Raw genomic sequence first — 15,437 nt, 5'->3', positions numbered from 1 at the left:
ACTTCCACGGTTACTTTCTTTTTTCTTCTCCAGTACTCAATCGTGCTATCTCGCCAATATCCGATACACCTTTTAACACCGTACCTAATGCCTGCCAAGGTGTGGCTGAGTTAATCGAGCCAATATTGCGGTTAATTGCCTGCTTGTTTAAGTCAATTAGTAGAGTGTTTAAGTTTGATCTCGGTCTTTGATGAAAATACTCCGCCTCAACACTTCTTGCCTTCATCTCATCCATATAAGCCATATGTCGTAGCAACAAACCAGCTGAATCAGTGTTGCTGATACCAATGCCAGTTTTGAGGATATTATAGCCCAGCTGCTGACGATTATATAATTGCTCTTGCCTTAACATATCAACGTGATAACTCGATATCGCTCCATATTCAGCGGTTCGCTCAAATAATTGTTGACGATCAAACTTAAGATGCTCCTGTTGTTGTCTCAATAAATGCTGCTGTTCATATAATGATTGTTTGGTTTTTTCTCTATTACTTCTTAGTTGAGCGTAAGTGTTAAGCAAAGACGTTCCCGTAGCAAATACATTCGCACCACTCGAGAAAAAGTTTAGAAAATCAAACATAGTTATTTCTTTTTTATTACTTACTAAATCATTCTATCATTAATTATGCTATCACTAAGTTATTTTATCTTTTATTTTATAATTTTTACCCCTTATAATTTGGCAAGATTTTTGCCTTAGCATAGATTTTTAATATACTAACTGGGTAGGGCTTATCTACCTTAAAAGTTACATCGATATCAGTTTTGATTGCTCCCCGCATGGTGAAATTTACCCAACCTGACTGGTAAGGGGTGGAAAGTATGTCACAAACTTCCTTGGTGGTGGTTGTGGTTAAATATTTTTTGTCATTAACAAATCTAACCAATGCATCATTATCTAAATACCGAGTATTAATATGTTGCCGATCTATTTGCCCATTATCTAGCTGTTCTTCAATATAACCACCTTTGCTGTTAAAGACCTTCAATCCAAGTTCCGCATCTTTTTTCGGAGCGTGTTCTACTTCATCCGGGAATATTAGGGGAAAAGTCTGTAATATCGAAGAATAAGGAAAGCCTACCGATAAATGTCTTACTGGATGTTTTAGCTTAATCAGCTCATTATCGATAATTCGTAAATCATGTAATTCTTCGTCACCAATAATAGATACAACAATTTTCTGAAAAATTGGCAATATAGTGGCAATATTTATTTGCTGAAATGATGGCAAGCAGTTACGGGCTATACTACTTAATTCATAACCACCAATATCAGGAAATAGTTTTTTAAAAACTGGAAAATATCTTTTTGATAATAGTAAATATTTCTCTAATTTTATGCTCTTCTCATCTTCAAGAATATCTTTTAGTAAAGCCGGATGAAAGCTCGGCATAATTAACTGACAATATTCAATAATGTTACGCTGCAAATAAGCTAGCCCTTCTTTGAGTTCTTGCATTTGCTCAAATATTCTACTCGCTAATGGGTCAGTATAATCTGCTTCGCTATATACTGATGCTCTAGAGGACGATAATGAAGACTTACGATCTCTTTCCATTATCGGGGCAATTCTGTTTGTTACTTCATCTACAATCCCATCGATAGTTTGACTAAAACTATCAGACAGAATATATTCCCTAACATCTTTACTTAATGGTTTATCGAGTATGATATTTCTTAGACAATCAACTATTTCTTCTCGTCTTTTTGAATTGGTCAGCTCATAAATCTTGTTATCATTATGTATTTGTTGTAATTTATCGATTAATTGATTAGTAATAGTTGATAATTTATCATTTATTTGTTGCTTACTAGTATGTTGGTTAAATTCAATAATTTGCTGGTCAATTAATTGTTTGGTTTGCTCACCAAATATATATTGAGTCAGTTCCGGATGAGCGATATATAGCAATTCTGGGTAAAAATCTACTGCAGTTTTGGCAAAAAACTTTTCTAAATTAACTAGCAGTCCGGATTTTTTATCACTATCCTGCTCGGCATAATATAGCAATATTTTCTTATTGAGGTGACTAACCGCTAGTCGCATTTCTTGTATCTCTCTACTTATTTCAAATTGCAGATCAATATTTTGCTTAGCAGTTGCCATAATATCTTGCACCGTACCAGCAATAAACCTGATTAACTCAGTATTTAACTTTTTTATTTGCAGGCAAATAGTTGGACAAAAAGAAAAAGCACTATTAGGCAGATATTCCATCAAACCACCATCTCTTAAAATATCCGGCACATCTATTTCGTTTAGTAGCTCTGCGGCTTTAATAATATCACCACCAAGTCGCTCACCATCATATAATAATTGTTCGATTGTCACAAAGCTTTCAGGATTATTTAAAAACAGATTGTCTAACTCTGCATAAATACGCGAGAATATTCGATGATAGGCAAAAGATACCGCCAAAATATTCATAATCTTAGGCAAATAATTTTGATAATATTTTTGTAAAAAATTCTCTATCTCAGCTCTATGTTCATCATAATTAGCAACTAGCCTATTTTTGTATTTAAAACAATCACCAACATTATCGAGCTTAAGTCTCAAAATAGTTTCTGCTTGAGCTTGTACAATATGCTCTAGCTTGGTTATATCACCTCTAAACTCATAAGCACTATCGTCCTTTAATGCTTGTATGATTGTTCGGTAGGCGGCATTCTCTCCGGGCTGTTGAATGTTTACATGACAATCAGCATAAACTGCTTTATCAGTAACAAAATGCTTAGCAGAAAAATAACGAGTTTGCAGCACTTCTAGATATTCCTTGCTGCTTGTCCCAGTATCATCACTTCTCCGAACATGCAAATATAACATGTCGGCACTTTCCGCATAGATTGGCGTGACGCCTAATACTTGACCGTTGCCACCCAGCCAATGTTGTGACCAGCCCATAATTTTTAAATCATGCGAATAGATAAAACTAGCAAAAGAGCCATTTTTTAGCACTGCCACTATCATCGAAAATGGACTATTACAGCCGACAATTTGCCTAATACCACCAGCAAATATATGCTCAGCATAGGCAGTGATGTCTGATATCTGAAAACCGCCTTTTTCTTGTGAATAATACAAACTATTGATTTTACAACCATTACCTTCAACAAAAAAGATAGTCTTACCGATTACTACTGGTTTCAGTGGTGATATCGGTAACTCAATCTCTTTATGGATTTTAACAAACTCTCCCTTAGCTCGATCTCCTTCTTTGACTAAATAAATGCCATCACTAGTACCTAATAATAATTCATCGGCAAAAGGCACTGACCATAGGACATTATCAAAAGTCGCGGAAGAGAAAGTAGCTGAAAAAGCGGTTAAAGGATTACGAGCCTCTAGTAAAGTTCTATATGCCATCCTAAAATCACTAAAATCTCCTTTATAGCTTGCCCAAATTGAATGAATATTTTTATTAACCCCAAAGCACCATAATCGGTTTTCAAAAGTAACCACTGAAGTACAATATAATTTCTCCGATGTGGCTTGGTAGATATCGCTTTGCCCAGTTGATAGGTTAGCTGCTCGTTGGTGAATAGCTTTTAGCTCATCATTAATTTTGTCTACCTCTGCTCCGTAGATTACTTCATTAAAAGGTTTTTGTATTAAGCGTTCTCTTTGGTCACTTCGTCCTGTCGAAAAATAGTTAACTTGGCATTTTAGTGGTTCAATGATAAACATCTTATCTTTGTTAGGGAAATTGCTGGCTAGCTCATAGCTGCTACTGGACGCTATCTCAGCTCTTTCACCATATTCTACCTGTCTCTTTCTTGCCTCCGTTTCAATATGTTGGTAAAATTGCTCGACAATTTGCGGATCAATGGAGAATTTAAAAATTGGTCTCTTATCACCAAATGAAATATAAGCAATTCCTTGAAACACTACATAAGAAAAATCCTTAGGACGAAAATGAAAATTTTGCCCTTCATCCTGTATAACTTTACTAGTTAACAACAATTCACCACCAACAAAGAATAAGCAACGAGTTTCTAGCTGATGCGATTCAAAAACCAGCAAGTAGGATAATTTCCTTGAGAACATCACAGCTGCCATTTTTCTTGGTACATTGTCACTGAACAAATGAACAAACTGCGTACCATGTCTTCGCATAATGCCCCCTGAGGGTAACAACATGAAGTTGATCAGCTTCTTAACGCCGTTCTGATACAAAGCCAGCTCTGTTCTTCCCTCAATAGTTGGGGTTAGCTCACCACCTGAGAAGTTATTTTTTTGCGAGTAAACAAATTGTTCTTGTTGCATAATATTTTTTAATTATTAGTAGTTACTTTAATAAAAGCACTCTACCTAAGGTTATATGTCAACAAATTATTTGCTATTTTTACGCGTAATGTGAAAAATTTTTTTTCATACTTCGCCGGAATTAATCAGATTATAATCAACCGCGTAAATCCTTCTTGTTTCTTCTAATTTGATTAAATATTGTTTCTTTAACCCATCAGCAAATATACTATCGGAATACATAGCAAATGATACTTGTGAGGCTAACGATAAAGCCGCTAATAACTTAAAGCTAGCAGGTACTTGTTGCCAAATAGCCGTATCGTTATTTAGTAAATTATCAACAATCTTTCTGCTGTAGTAAAAAAGCGAGGTAAGTTTACCACCTTTGAAGTAAATCTTACCTGCTTCCGTATAAAATTGTAGATTAGATGGCACTATTACCGCACATTTAATACAATCATTAATGCCCGGTATTTCAGTGAAGTTTTGTCTATTACCTTCGATATTATCGACTCTCCGTAAGGCAAATGACCATTTAACCATTAGCACAGTATCTTCAATGGCAGGATTAACAAACTCCTCACACAATTCCTCAGTTTTTGATACTCTACCACCACCAATGCTACTAATACCAACATTTGACCCAAGTAATACTACTGCCTTCTTGATAATCTCATATTTCACGGTAGTTACACTAATGAATAAATTTTTAAGTTACTCATCATCATGCTCACTCTCAACAATACCACCACTAAAGTTATCATCCTCAACAATATCATCACCAATACCAACATCAACGCCAGCAATGCCAACACCACCAATACCAATATCAACACTAGAAACAGCAGCAGCCCCACCACCAATAGTACTGGTCGCTGCTCTCCTCATGACCATCCCTCGTACTCTAGTAGCTAAATTGTCGTTGGCAATTACTGCTAAATCATTTTCATTAATATCCTCTGTATTATCAATGTTACGACATTGAGTGCCAAACATCTGCCACGGCATTGTTATGCTATGCACCCCTCTCTTGTGATTCATAGCCTCTATTTCTTTCCACAATGCACCTTGATGGCTGCTACGATCATAATTCTCTAAACATTTAATCACTACTACTGCTTGTTCATTATCACGGCTCGCCCCAAAGGCTTCACTGTAATATAAGACTTTGGCATAGTGGTATTGTACCAGCTCTTCAATGCCCTTCTTGTTAGAACCACTGACCGTGTTAAATCTTATAGCTCCTTCATTAAAGGCATAGCAATCCTTTACAGCATATCTAGAACGATTAGCATCCCCAGTATTATCAAATATACCACCCAACATCTCACTAGTAATAAAAGTAAAGCCTAAGAAGCTATTAACTTCACCACTTACTAAAGCTCTAACGTTATTATAGTCATAATTGGTAATTTGTGGATCGCGTAATAAGTCTGAGATTTGATTGCTTGAACATAGTAAATATAATTTATCATACATACCAAAAGAACGTTTTTTTAAAATATGATGAGCTTTTATTAGTTTGTCGACAGTTAGTCCGGCTCTTTTCGAGTCAATAATAGCTCTGTTGGCAGCAATTGCAGCTTGAGCATTTAAGCTTAAATTAACATCAGTGACCCTTAGCCCTACTGGTACAACATTATTAGCGACGTCAAAGTTAATAACATTATTACCTGTCCGTCCTGCTCTGACTGGACTGGCAAAAGCACTAATAATTACCCGATCTTGTTGTCTACCCATTGCCCAGCCTGCCATTTTAGGAAAATGTGAGGTGGGGTCGGTTAATAGGTTTAGCTTATCATTCCTATCCATGGTAGCATTCCAATGATAGGCAGAAGCAGTCAAAAAGCGTCTTGAAATAGTTGGTATTTTAAATTCTATTTGTTCTAACCTGTCACGGTCTCCATCATCAGCATAATGCCCATGCAAATGATTATCAGGGTCAATTAGGTGTCTAGTTCTACTCTCCACCTCATGGGTAGTCATTGATTCAAAGCTAATTACCTCAGTGTCTTGCGTACCATTAGTAACGCATTTTCGTAATTTAGAACCTTCTTGTTGAATAACTAGGCTGATATTTTTAGCAAATTGTTCTTTAAGACCATCTGTTATTTGTTCCATTTTTCCTCCTCAAATAATCTATCAATATTTAAAGTGCGATATCATTTATACTAGAATGTAGTCGTTGTCTGCCATGCAGTTGACGACCTTTCGGATATATATGCTATTAGTGGCTCTTTTATGATAGGTTATTGCGAAGTCGCAGCCTTAAAATGAGTTGTCACATCATGACTTTAATGATTGGTTGGTTACGTTATTTTTTATCGTTCTTTATCATAAGCAATTTTGTATAGTTGTTGCATACGTTTAACAGCTTGATCATGTCCCGTATGCTCTTTAGTCCTTAATTTTACCATAAACTCAGGGTCAGAATCAAGTTTTTCTATCTCTGATAATGCAGCTTCCCGGCTATTAATTGTAGGTAGCTCTTTACCAGTTACTAACGAGTCGGATTTTAAGGTTTCACCAACCCTAACTAACAAATCTACTAAGGCTGGCGAGTAATTGGAATCTTCAATTAATTCAGCCAGTTCTTTAGTACCAAACTTAGACAAGGCTGCCTGCATCACTGTCATCTTACTGTCAAAACCTTCACCATAAGTGTTTTTCAACCAACCAATGTGAGAGTGACGTGTTTGCTCGATAGCATTTTTTTGCTGTTTTTGTAAATCCTGCGAAAAACCATACAGAGAATTAAGCAGCTTCTCACCTTGCCTTTTAGATAATCCGCTTTGGTAAAACATGTCTTCATAGCGAGCTAGATATTCTTCATCTTCCTTGGAACGTTTATCAGTATATCGCTTATCTTCAGGCAATCCAAGTCGACAATAAAATTTATGCCACTCTTCATCAGAGCTGTCATCTTTTGGCACAGCAACTCGCTGATTCAAGCTTTTCTCTGCTTCCAAATAGCTATGAGCTAAAGATGAGACATCCTTGAATTTACCCAGTGACTCAGCTTTGCGGATGTCCTCAGGCATGTTAGCTAGCCAATCGCTAGCAGAGGAAGTAGGGTTAATTTCATAGTTATTAGCAGTTCCTTCTTTGCTCATCGGCTTACTCTTCTTTTAACTCTTCTATTTCTTTTTTTAACTGTTCTATTTTTTCAATAGTTAGTTTTGTATATTTAGCTATTTTTTCTATTGGCTCATTATTAATTAACATTTCTTTTGCTGTAGCTATAGCATTTTTTTCTTCACCTTTTTCAATACCTTCTTCCCTACCTTCTTCCCTACCTTCTTCCCTACCTTTTTGCTCAGCTGAAACTATATAATCACGTTGTTTTAGGGATTCATTGACATATCTATTATAAGCTATACGTTCTTTTGTAGTCATTTTTAGGATGCTAAGTCGTTCAGCTACTTTCTTCATATAAGGTGATTTAAAATCATCTCTAACCTCATTATGTTTAGCAAAATATAACCATTCATCCATTTCCTTTTTTATAATATCGTCAAAAAGTGGTACGGAAATAACAAAATATTCTGGAAATACATTATGAATATCCACTACCTTACCCTCTGTATCAGCAAGATGCAGGTCTATAGGATGTTCTCGATCAATTTCTCTAAAAATAGTCTTACCGTGATATAAAGGCGATTTCATACCTGCATAAGCAAAATATATTAAGTTGATATGAAATACTTTTTTGATGCTAGCATAATCTTGACTCGCATAAATACTATCAACAATCAACCGGCTAGTATTAAAGCAAGCTTTATGAAGAAACAAGCTAGTATAAGTGCGATCTATCTCAACAATATATTTATGACCTTGTTGGTCTTCAACAACAACGTCAGCAATGCTTTTTTTTAGGTCTTCACTTTCTTTATTACTTTCACTCTCAAGTAAGGCAATGATTTTTACTGCTGAATAGCCGCCGACATCTCTAAGTATCGCCGATATAAACCCTTCAACTATCTCATAGTCACCTTTGTTCTTGAGTAAATATTTAATTGCATAGTCCAACGATATCAGCGGTTTACTGCTCATAAGTTATCCTCATTATAAAAAACCACATTTGTCTGTTTAAAAACTATTTTTTTACTATTGTACACTACTACTCTATTTTAGCACCATCGATATTATTAACTCCATCATCTTCTGAAACCTGCGAGCATATATATAGGAACAACGCCCGATGTCCTTCCAAAAAGGCAGTGTACTCACTTTCTTGCCGAACAAAATTGCTGCGATATATGCCACTCATTTGAGCTAAATCCTCTAATATTATTTTACCATCTTCTCCACTAAAAAGCTTGCAATAAATTGATTTTAATTGTTCTTTTGTTCGTAAATTTGATGGGGATGATGATAGTTTCATTTTATTGTCCTTGTATCTGTTGTTGCTGTTGTAATTGTTGCATTTGCATCATCTTACGTTGTTGTCTAAGCTGTAGTACTTCTTGTTCACTCTTGAGGATTGAGTTTGGGGCTTCTCGTAGTTCAAAAAATAGTTTAAAACACTCATCCCAGTTAATATTATCATAAATCTCAGGAAAAAAGTTACTTATACCACTTCTTTGGAAAAAACCTAATACTTGTTCAACGCTGGCTATTGCTGATGTTTTCTGTACCCTTGATAATGGTGACACATATTCAAGCTTTATCTCAGGCGGGCTATTTGCTCCCTCTAAGATTGGTACTCTGTTATATTTAATCAATGTTTGATATATTGCCATGATTAACGGATTTAACAACTCGCTCTCAATTCTTCCAACCATCGGGGACATTAAACGGTATTGTTCTTCTGTTCTAATTTGTACCTCAGTGGCAGTCATTTCTTTGTTTTCTTTCTGCATTCTAAAAATATCAACATAGAATACCTTAAATATAGCATCGCGGCATTGATTCTGCTCGATTTCAGTCGGTAGGATATTCTCCATACCAGTTAGGGGCATTATTTTATCTGCCATACCATTACGGTAAAAATTAACACTGCCCGGCGTAGTATATAGCGGTAAGTAATATCCATCTTTTGGCACTAATAATGGTGGGTCTAGTTGTTTTTGAGCCACTTTTAGGGTAATTTGTCTTAAACTATTGAGTAATTTAATATCAGGTAGCACATGATGAGCCGGAGCATAGCCATATACTTCACCTTCTTCTTTTACCCATCGCGTCACAAAAAATGGGAAGTAAGAATAACCTGACTGACTAATAATTTTTTGTTCAGCTAAGTAGATATATTCTGAGCTATAATCTAATGTTGATGTGCTAGATGTTGAAGGACTAGCTGCCGCCGATTTTCTGCCTCTACTTTTCTGATTTTGAGCTTGCGGGCTAACTATGTGCAATATTTCTACTATTTCATCAGGATTCCGGGCTAACCTTTCCTTGAAAGGGGCAAAATCTGCCCATTTAGCTGACGCGGTTTTAATTGGCATGCTAAATAGTCGGTACATTGTATTAACAAAACCAAACTTGTTCTCTTCAAAATAACATTCCTGTAAATTAATATTACGAAAGAACAGAGTTTGTGCTAATTCTAAATCTTCTTCAACATAGAATATCGCAGTGCCAAAAGCTGATAAATTCAAGAAAAATTGATGAATCTGACTATAAAAATTAGAAGCCGGATTATTAAATATATCCATTAGGGTTTTTTCTAGCATTTGGGCTAGCATGTTGCGTTCAGCGGTGGTTAAATATTGCTGTTGCTCGTCATTTTCAGCAACTATAGTAAGGTTAAACCAATTCATTGCTGGATTAACTAGCAAGCTCTGTAAACCTGATGCTAATTGCTCCCTTGACCAAATAGAAGTTGAGTCAAATATTACCTTATTACTCTCCGTTTGTGGACAAACATATTTCTTCAACTCATCCCATATATGATGCCATTTCTCCCGCTTGCTCTTGAGATTATCAAAATATTCAATTTTTTTGTTTAAATCATTATCAGCCATAAGATGTCACCATATTTGTGTTGTAATTGCTACGTGTTGCGTTTGGATTTATGGTTGAGTTTGTGTTTAAATAAGGTTCGCCCAACTTCTTTGACACTTTCTTGAGTTTCTTAATAAACTCGTTATCATATAACACCTCATAGTTATACTTTTTACCGCTAGCTGCCGTCATACTAGGCAAACCAAGGGTTAACCCCTCAATATCCTTAAGCGACACGATCTTGCCAAGAGATTCGTGTAATGGCGGCAAATCTTTTAATCGTGGCACTGACCGCATGCCAAAATGTTCCAAAGCTTGTTTTAGACCACCAAGCTCAGGTATGGCTCTTTTTTCTAATCCTGATGGACCGTATCTTGCTATTCGCGACAAATCAGCACCTATACTCGGATCATTGTTGTTAAGATTAATTCTGTCAAAACCAGCAAGTTTACGACTAATATCGGATTTGTTCATATAATGACCAATACCAACAAGCGGTGATAACATTTTGATTCCCGAACCTATCCCAGCAAGTATTGAACCCTTAACACCAATCGCTCCTAAGCCTGCCCCAAGTCCAAAAGTTAAAGCTGTTAGCCCCAATCCTTGTGCTAGCCCAGTATCTCTTGCAGATTTTTGATACTTACCAGCTCGCCACTCTAAATCCCTGCTATAGCTATCCAACTGGCTTTGAGCAGCTTCCCCATAACTTCTTAACTGGTTTTGCAACCCTTCAGCATGCGACCGCTGCCTTGTATAGTTAGCAGTGATTTGCTCTTGTCTATTCTGTTCTTGTTTGCATTGTTCAATCATGCTGAGCAATTGTTGTCTAGCATTATCAAAGTTACTAGTATCCTGCGACAATCGATTTTGCTGTGATTGATAGTTAGTAAGCTGATGTTCAAGATTAGCTTTCTCCCTTGTTAGCTGTTGATGCTCTTTGGTGATACTATCCATCGAATGGCGTATTTTACTTTCTGTTTCACTACGTTGCTTTTTTAACAATTCAACATCTTGCTGATATTTAGAAATGTGGCTACCGGCTTCCTCTTCGGTTAAACCTTTCAAGCTTTCTCTTCGCTGGGCTACTTGATCATACAGGTTTTGGAATTGACCCGGTAATTGCTCTACCTCGCTTATCTTTGCATCAAGAGCAGGAGCTTTTTGTGTAAATGCTGCAAAAGCTTGTTTTAGCTGATCAGCTGATGTGACCAAACTAGCTCTTTGTGATTCTATGTTTTTTAAGCCACTCTCATATTGTCGAGTATGATAATCTAGTTGGTGTTGCATATCATAGCTTCTCATGCTAGCTTGATACTGTTGCTCCTCTAGAGAGTGTAAGCCCTGTTGAGCTTGTTGCAATTGCTGCGACAAATTATTGATAGTATTTTGTGCTTCACTCGCATAACTACTATAACGATCTCGTGACTCATTATAGAGACGCTTCTGTCTTGATGTATCAGCTCCAGTAATGTACCTGTTCCTAGATGCACCAACCGCTAAAGCACCAAGTCCTAGTAAACCTAATATTGGCCACATAATATTACTTTGCCTTAATTATTTATTAATTACCATTATCTATTATTGCATCATCAATTCTTGCTTCTTCTGCTCCATCATCTTTCCAACGCATTGTAATCATTCATTACTTTACGATATTGTAATATATTATATTGCGATTGTTGTTGCTCATTACCAGTTTTTACATCCATCGCCATATAACAAAAGCTTTCGGTGATATCAGTTGCTCTAGATGAACTAGAGTGTACTCCTCTTTTTGTAGCATCAAACTCGTAAAGTCCGTTAATGCCACGCTGACATTTCTCGGCATTTATTCGGCACGTGCCTAGCAAATTTCTTGCTTTAGTTATCATCTCTTCCCGTAAATATTTCCTGCCAATAGCAAAGGGTGAAAATCCTACTTTCTCTGCTATTTCGTTAGCTTGTTGTAATCTTGTATCCAAGGTTGGCATTTGTCTTCGGCTCATATCATGGGGCAATACGTTACGTCCATATTGATACGGTCTAGTTCTTAAATGATTAAGATAAAACTCTAAATCTTTGCCCCTATTCATATAAAAATCGATAATATTAATATAGTCTTGTTTCTCTTGAACAAACCAAATCACCGTATAATCAACAATTCCTATATCCCAGTAAGTATTAACCTGATAGCGTGCATCAAATGGCACATAGCCAATACGTCCCTGACTTTCAGCAAGCCGTAATTGTTCAACAAAAGTACCACCTTGGTCAGCTCTCTTGTAACGATAGGCAGCAAAGTCACAATAAAACTCTCTTTGAATCTCTTCGTTAGTCATATCAACTGAAGCTAACTTATTTTTATCGACTAGTGGTTGTCCCTCATTATCTGTAGTATCTTCAATAGTTTTTATTTGGCAAAATACTTCCGGATTATCTTGGTGTTTCCGGTATAATTCTTCACCATGTGTCAATTTTGGATTATCGGAAGGAGTATACAAATAAAGCAGCCAGCCATTATTACGAATTACCATCGGCTCTATAACGCAGCTCATAGCTCGTGGATCATGGTAAGAATATTCCGAGATAACTGCTCCCTTAATACCACTACCCCTGATAGTAGCATAACGATCGCTACCAACAAACTGAATCACTGAACCATTTTTAAATAATATCCGTTGCTTATACTGCTGACTGCGAGCAATAATACCTTTAGGAATAAATGACATATAAGGACGCCCCGATAATGTCATACCGTCCCATATGCTCATTTTAGCTTGATTATAGGTAGGATAGACATACCAGTAAATGCCTACTTCTCGAATGGCACTAGCAGTGATCCAATTAATACCCATAATATCCTTGCCAGCTCTTCTATGCCAAATGGCTATAGCTTTCTTACCACCTGAGTATAAATATCTCCACAAAGGTAGCTGAAATGGGTAGGGTGACCAATCTACCGGAAATTTAAAGCTTTTATTCCCTTCGACTTTCAAGGGTTGGCGTTGTTGTGCATCGGGACTTGGCGTACTCACGTAGGTTTGACTACGCTCCGTTCGCTCGCCACTCGCACACCTAGCCATCCCTTGAAATTCATCGGGCATACAACTTTTGCTAGCTTCAGCAGTAGCAGTTTTGCTAATGTTTCTCCCAGCCTTAATATTACTTTTCTTCACTAGTGCTACGCTCTGCTCCGTAAGACTCTACTTCAAAGTTACTTACATCAATCATCCTTGCCATTGCCTTATCTCTTGCTTTCTGCTCAGCATTAGCACTTCTCCTATTGCTACTACCATCATTTTTTCTAATTTGATATTTCTCCGAATTAGCTTTAAGATATTCCAGCAAAGACTTAGAGCAATATTTTTTCTTAGTAGCAATTGCCTGATTATCCTTGTTATAGGTGATTTCTTCATAACCGTTAATAGCCCTGTCATACAAAACCCCTTCTGCTTTATCAACCGCATATTGCAAGGCTAATTTCACACATTTGTTTAAATATTTATCTTGGTGAATAATCAAGGGCAACTGCAAAGGCAAAATAGCACTATTTTTAGCAGCAGAAAGGCTGTTTCCGCTTTCGCATAAAGCTTGTAAGAACAATATGACGTTTTCCCGCGAACCAAATTTGCTTATGGTAGCATTTGATAGTTTCTCTAAATATTTATTGAACAACCCATAGTTCTTAGTCATTTGCCACTCTTTGAAAATTCTTTTTATTTTCTTAAGTCTTACTAGTTGCGTTTATTATACCACTTTTCCATCTCTTTTTCCAGCGATGCTTTATATTTTTATTCTATTTATAGTTGTTTGTCAATGAGTTATTTTCTATTATTATTAAATTTTTTGCTAGACTTTTTTATATGTTGAATATTATTGATAATTTTTTTATAAAAAGATTATTCTCATGGCTTCAAATTTGTGTATGGTTAGCAATATAGAACATCTTTTAGTAAGTTACCATCAGTGGCTAGAAGAGAAAACAACAAAAATAATAATGAAATGTTTGTTAAAACCAATCAGCAAAATTTTGCTTTAGCCAAACATAATCTCATTCAAGCAATTCTAGCAGTTAATAATTTTTTAATAACGAATGATTAATTACCTTAAAAAAAATTTTTGCAAACGCCCCCCTATGCCCCATTTTTCGACGCGTACACCCCCCTACTGATTTTAGCTAGCGATTTCTGCCAAAAAATGAAAAAAACTGACAAAAATCGTACAAAATCTTGCCAAAATAGCTATCAACGATCAATTTATGGTAAGGTCTTTTGGTTGGGACCAAAGGGTCGGGAGTTCAAATCTCTCTGCTCCGACCACTTTCTTATTATATCTAACATTTAATACCTCCTTTACTATTAAACAAATGTGAGCTGATATGGGGTATCAGTCTAAAGATTTAAAGGGTCTCATTAGGAAAAGTATAACATAGATTTAGAAATTGTTAAACGACCAGCGTACAAATTTTGGATACCAGAAAGTACACCATCAGAACTATTGCCAACAAGAGAAGTTGGATTTAAAGTACAGCCAAGGCGATGGGTTGTTGAGAGAAACTTTGCCTGGATAAATAGAAATAGAAGGCTCTCCAATGAATATGATTTTCTTACTGATTCTAGTGAAAATATAATTTTTTTGGCTATGAGTCGATTACTTCTTCGTAGGATATTTATTTCTATTACTTAGTTTGCGGACAAACTCTCAGATGCATCCTTTACTCATGAAGCTATATGTGAAAAAATTGTTGAACAAGGTGGATAATTTGTGCTTACTCTTAAAGCTAATGAAGCTAATTTACATTACCATAGTACACAAACATTTGAAAAATACAGGCAGAAGGTCAGGAAATTAAGAGTTTTGCAGAGAATATAGATTTACAGCATGGGAGAATAGAAAGAAGAAAAATCGAGATAATTGATATGCCATTTGGATATTTAAATGGCATATCAAGCAAAACAGAAGTCATTGGTCATGCGAAAATAATTTAAACTGGATAAAAGATAAGGTTTTTGAAGAAGATAAGTCAACTATTAGTACTGGAGAAGCTCCGTTAATAATGTCATTATTGAGGACAACAACTCTTTCTATAATAGCTCTATTTTCAAACAAAATTACTGAAACTAGAGAAAATTTTAACAATTATAGACATAGGTTATTAAATTATTTTTAACTTAAAGTTGGAATTTTTAAACTGCCCTGATTGGATATAGACAAAGGAGTGTTTTACATGACAGCAATATTATGGTATACTGATGCCAA

12 protein-coding genes and 1 pseudogene are annotated in these 15,437 nt (G+C 36.0%); 2 read left to right on the top strand and 11 right to left on the bottom strand.

What is annotated here, in order from left to right; genetic code table 11:
* Nucleotides 1–10: 10 nt before the first annotated feature.
* The 11 genes from AAGD36_RS02315 to AAGD36_RS02265 all read right to left on the bottom strand — a co-directional run bounded on the left by AAGD36_RS02315 (nt 11) and on the right by AAGD36_RS02265 (nt 13,871).
* Nucleotides 11–580, bottom strand: a complete 570-nt coding sequence (locus AAGD36_RS02315) for a hypothetical protein (RefSeq protein ID WP_341755773.1) — start codon at nt 578–580, stop codon at nt 11–13.
* 85 nt (nt 581–665) lie between these two features.
* The gene (locus AAGD36_RS02310; protein WP_341755772.1) at nt 666–4,268 is read right to left on the bottom strand and encodes a hypothetical protein; all 3,603 of its coding nucleotides are present in this window, start codon (nt 4,266–4,268) and stop codon (nt 666–668) included.
* Between the two features lie 105 nt (nt 4,269–4,373).
* Nucleotides 4,374–4,934, bottom strand: a complete 561-nt coding sequence (locus tag AAGD36_RS02305; RefSeq protein ID WP_341755771.1) for a hypothetical protein — start codon at nt 4,932–4,934, stop codon at nt 4,374–4,376.
* 30 nt (nt 4,935–4,964) lie between these two features.
* Nucleotides 4,965–6,371: a phage capsid protein gene (locus AAGD36_RS02300; protein ID WP_341755770.1), complete on the bottom strand. Its 1,407-nt coding sequence runs from the start codon at nt 6,369–6,371 to the stop codon at nt 4,965–4,967.
* A 200-nt stretch (nt 6,372–6,571) separates the two neighbouring features.
* A complete protein-coding gene (locus AAGD36_RS02295) occupies nt 6,572–7,363 on the bottom strand; it encodes a hypothetical protein (protein ID WP_341755769.1) in 792 nt (263 codons plus the stop codon).
* A gap of 4 nt (nt 7,364–7,367) precedes the next feature.
* Nucleotides 7,368–8,303, bottom strand: a complete 936-nt coding sequence (locus tag AAGD36_RS02290; RefSeq protein WP_341755768.1) for an Rpn family recombination-promoting nuclease/putative transposase — start codon at nt 8,301–8,303, stop codon at nt 7,368–7,370.
* 67 nt (nt 8,304–8,370) lie between these two features.
* A complete protein-coding gene (locus AAGD36_RS02285) occupies nt 8,371–8,634 on the bottom strand; it encodes a hypothetical protein (RefSeq protein ID WP_341755767.1) in 264 nt (87 codons plus the stop codon).
* Nucleotide 8,635: 1 nt separating this feature from the next.
* Complete coding sequence (locus AAGD36_RS02280; RefSeq protein ID WP_341755766.1) at nt 8,636–10,216, bottom strand: portal protein; 1,581 nt, start codon at nt 10,214–10,216, stop codon at nt 8,636–8,638.
* Complete coding sequence (locus tag AAGD36_RS02275; RefSeq protein ID WP_341755765.1) at nt 10,209–11,735, bottom strand: hypothetical protein; 1,527 nt, start codon at nt 11,733–11,735, stop codon at nt 10,209–10,211. Before AAGD36_RS02275 ends, AAGD36_RS02280 begins: the two co-directional genes overlap by 8 nt.
* Nucleotides 11,736–11,812: 77 nt before the next feature.
* On the bottom strand, nt 11,813–13,354 hold the full coding sequence (locus AAGD36_RS02270; protein WP_341755764.1) for a hypothetical protein: 1,542 nt from the start codon (nt 13,352–13,354) through the stop codon (nt 11,813–11,815).
* Nucleotides 13,341–13,871, bottom strand: coding sequence for a hypothetical protein (locus AAGD36_RS02265; protein ID WP_341755763.1), 531 nt, complete (start codon nt 13,869–13,871; stop codon nt 13,341–13,343). The genes AAGD36_RS02270 and AAGD36_RS02265 overlap by 14 nt, the downstream gene beginning before the upstream one ends.
* A gap of 273 nt (nt 13,872–14,144) precedes the next feature.
* Here AAGD36_RS02265 and AAGD36_RS02260 point away from each other — a divergent pair, with 273 nt between their 5' ends.
* Entirely contained in the window at nt 14,145–14,279 is a 135-nt protein-coding gene (locus AAGD36_RS02260) for a DUF1828 domain-containing protein (protein WP_341755762.1), read from the top strand.
* A 399-nt stretch (nt 14,280–14,678) separates the two neighbouring features.
* Nucleotides 14,679–14,864 (top strand): annotated as a pseudogene (locus AAGD36_RS06945) (transposase); the annotation flags it as partial.
* Nucleotides 14,865–15,437: the final 573 nt, after the last annotated feature.

It is taken from the genome of Candidatus Tisiphia endosymbiont of Ptychoptera albimana, assembly GCF_964026605.1.
GTDB lineage: Bacteria > Pseudomonadota > Alphaproteobacteria > Rickettsiales > Rickettsiaceae > Tisiphia.
The sequence above is the reverse complement of the archived record's forward strand: the minus strand, read 5'-3'. Positions and strand labels throughout refer to the sequence as shown.

Coding starts and splice junctions, on each gene's coding strand:
- AAGD36_RS02295 (WP_341755769.1), bottom strand. CDS start 7,363: ATGAGCAAAGAAGGAACTGCTAATAACTATGAAATTAACCCTACTTCC.
- AAGD36_RS02265 (WP_341755763.1), bottom strand. CDS start 13,871: ATGACTAAGAACTATGGGTTGTTCAATAAATATTTAGAGAAACTATCA.
- AAGD36_RS02310 (WP_341755772.1), bottom strand. CDS start 4,268: ATGCAACAAGAACAATTTGTTTACTCGCAAAAAAATAACTTCTCAGGT.
- AAGD36_RS02315 (WP_341755773.1), bottom strand. CDS start 580: ATGTTTGATTTTCTAAACTTTTTCTCGAGTGGTGCGAATGTATTTGCT.
- AAGD36_RS02285 (WP_341755767.1), bottom strand. CDS start 8,634: ATGAAACTATCATCATCCCCATCAAATTTACGAACAAAAGAACAATTA.
- AAGD36_RS02290 (WP_341755768.1), bottom strand. CDS start 8,303: ATGAGCAGTAAACCGCTGATATCGTTGGACTATGCAATTAAATATTTA.
- AAGD36_RS02280 (WP_341755766.1), bottom strand. CDS start 10,216: ATGGCTGATAATGATTTAAACAAAAAAATTGAATATTTTGATAATCTC.
- AAGD36_RS02275 (WP_341755765.1), bottom strand. CDS start 11,735: ATGTGGCCAATATTAGGTTTACTAGGACTTGGTGCTTTAGCGGTTGGT.
- AAGD36_RS02300 (WP_341755770.1), bottom strand. CDS start 6,371: ATGGAACAAATAACAGATGGTCTTAAAGAACAATTTGCTAAAAATATC.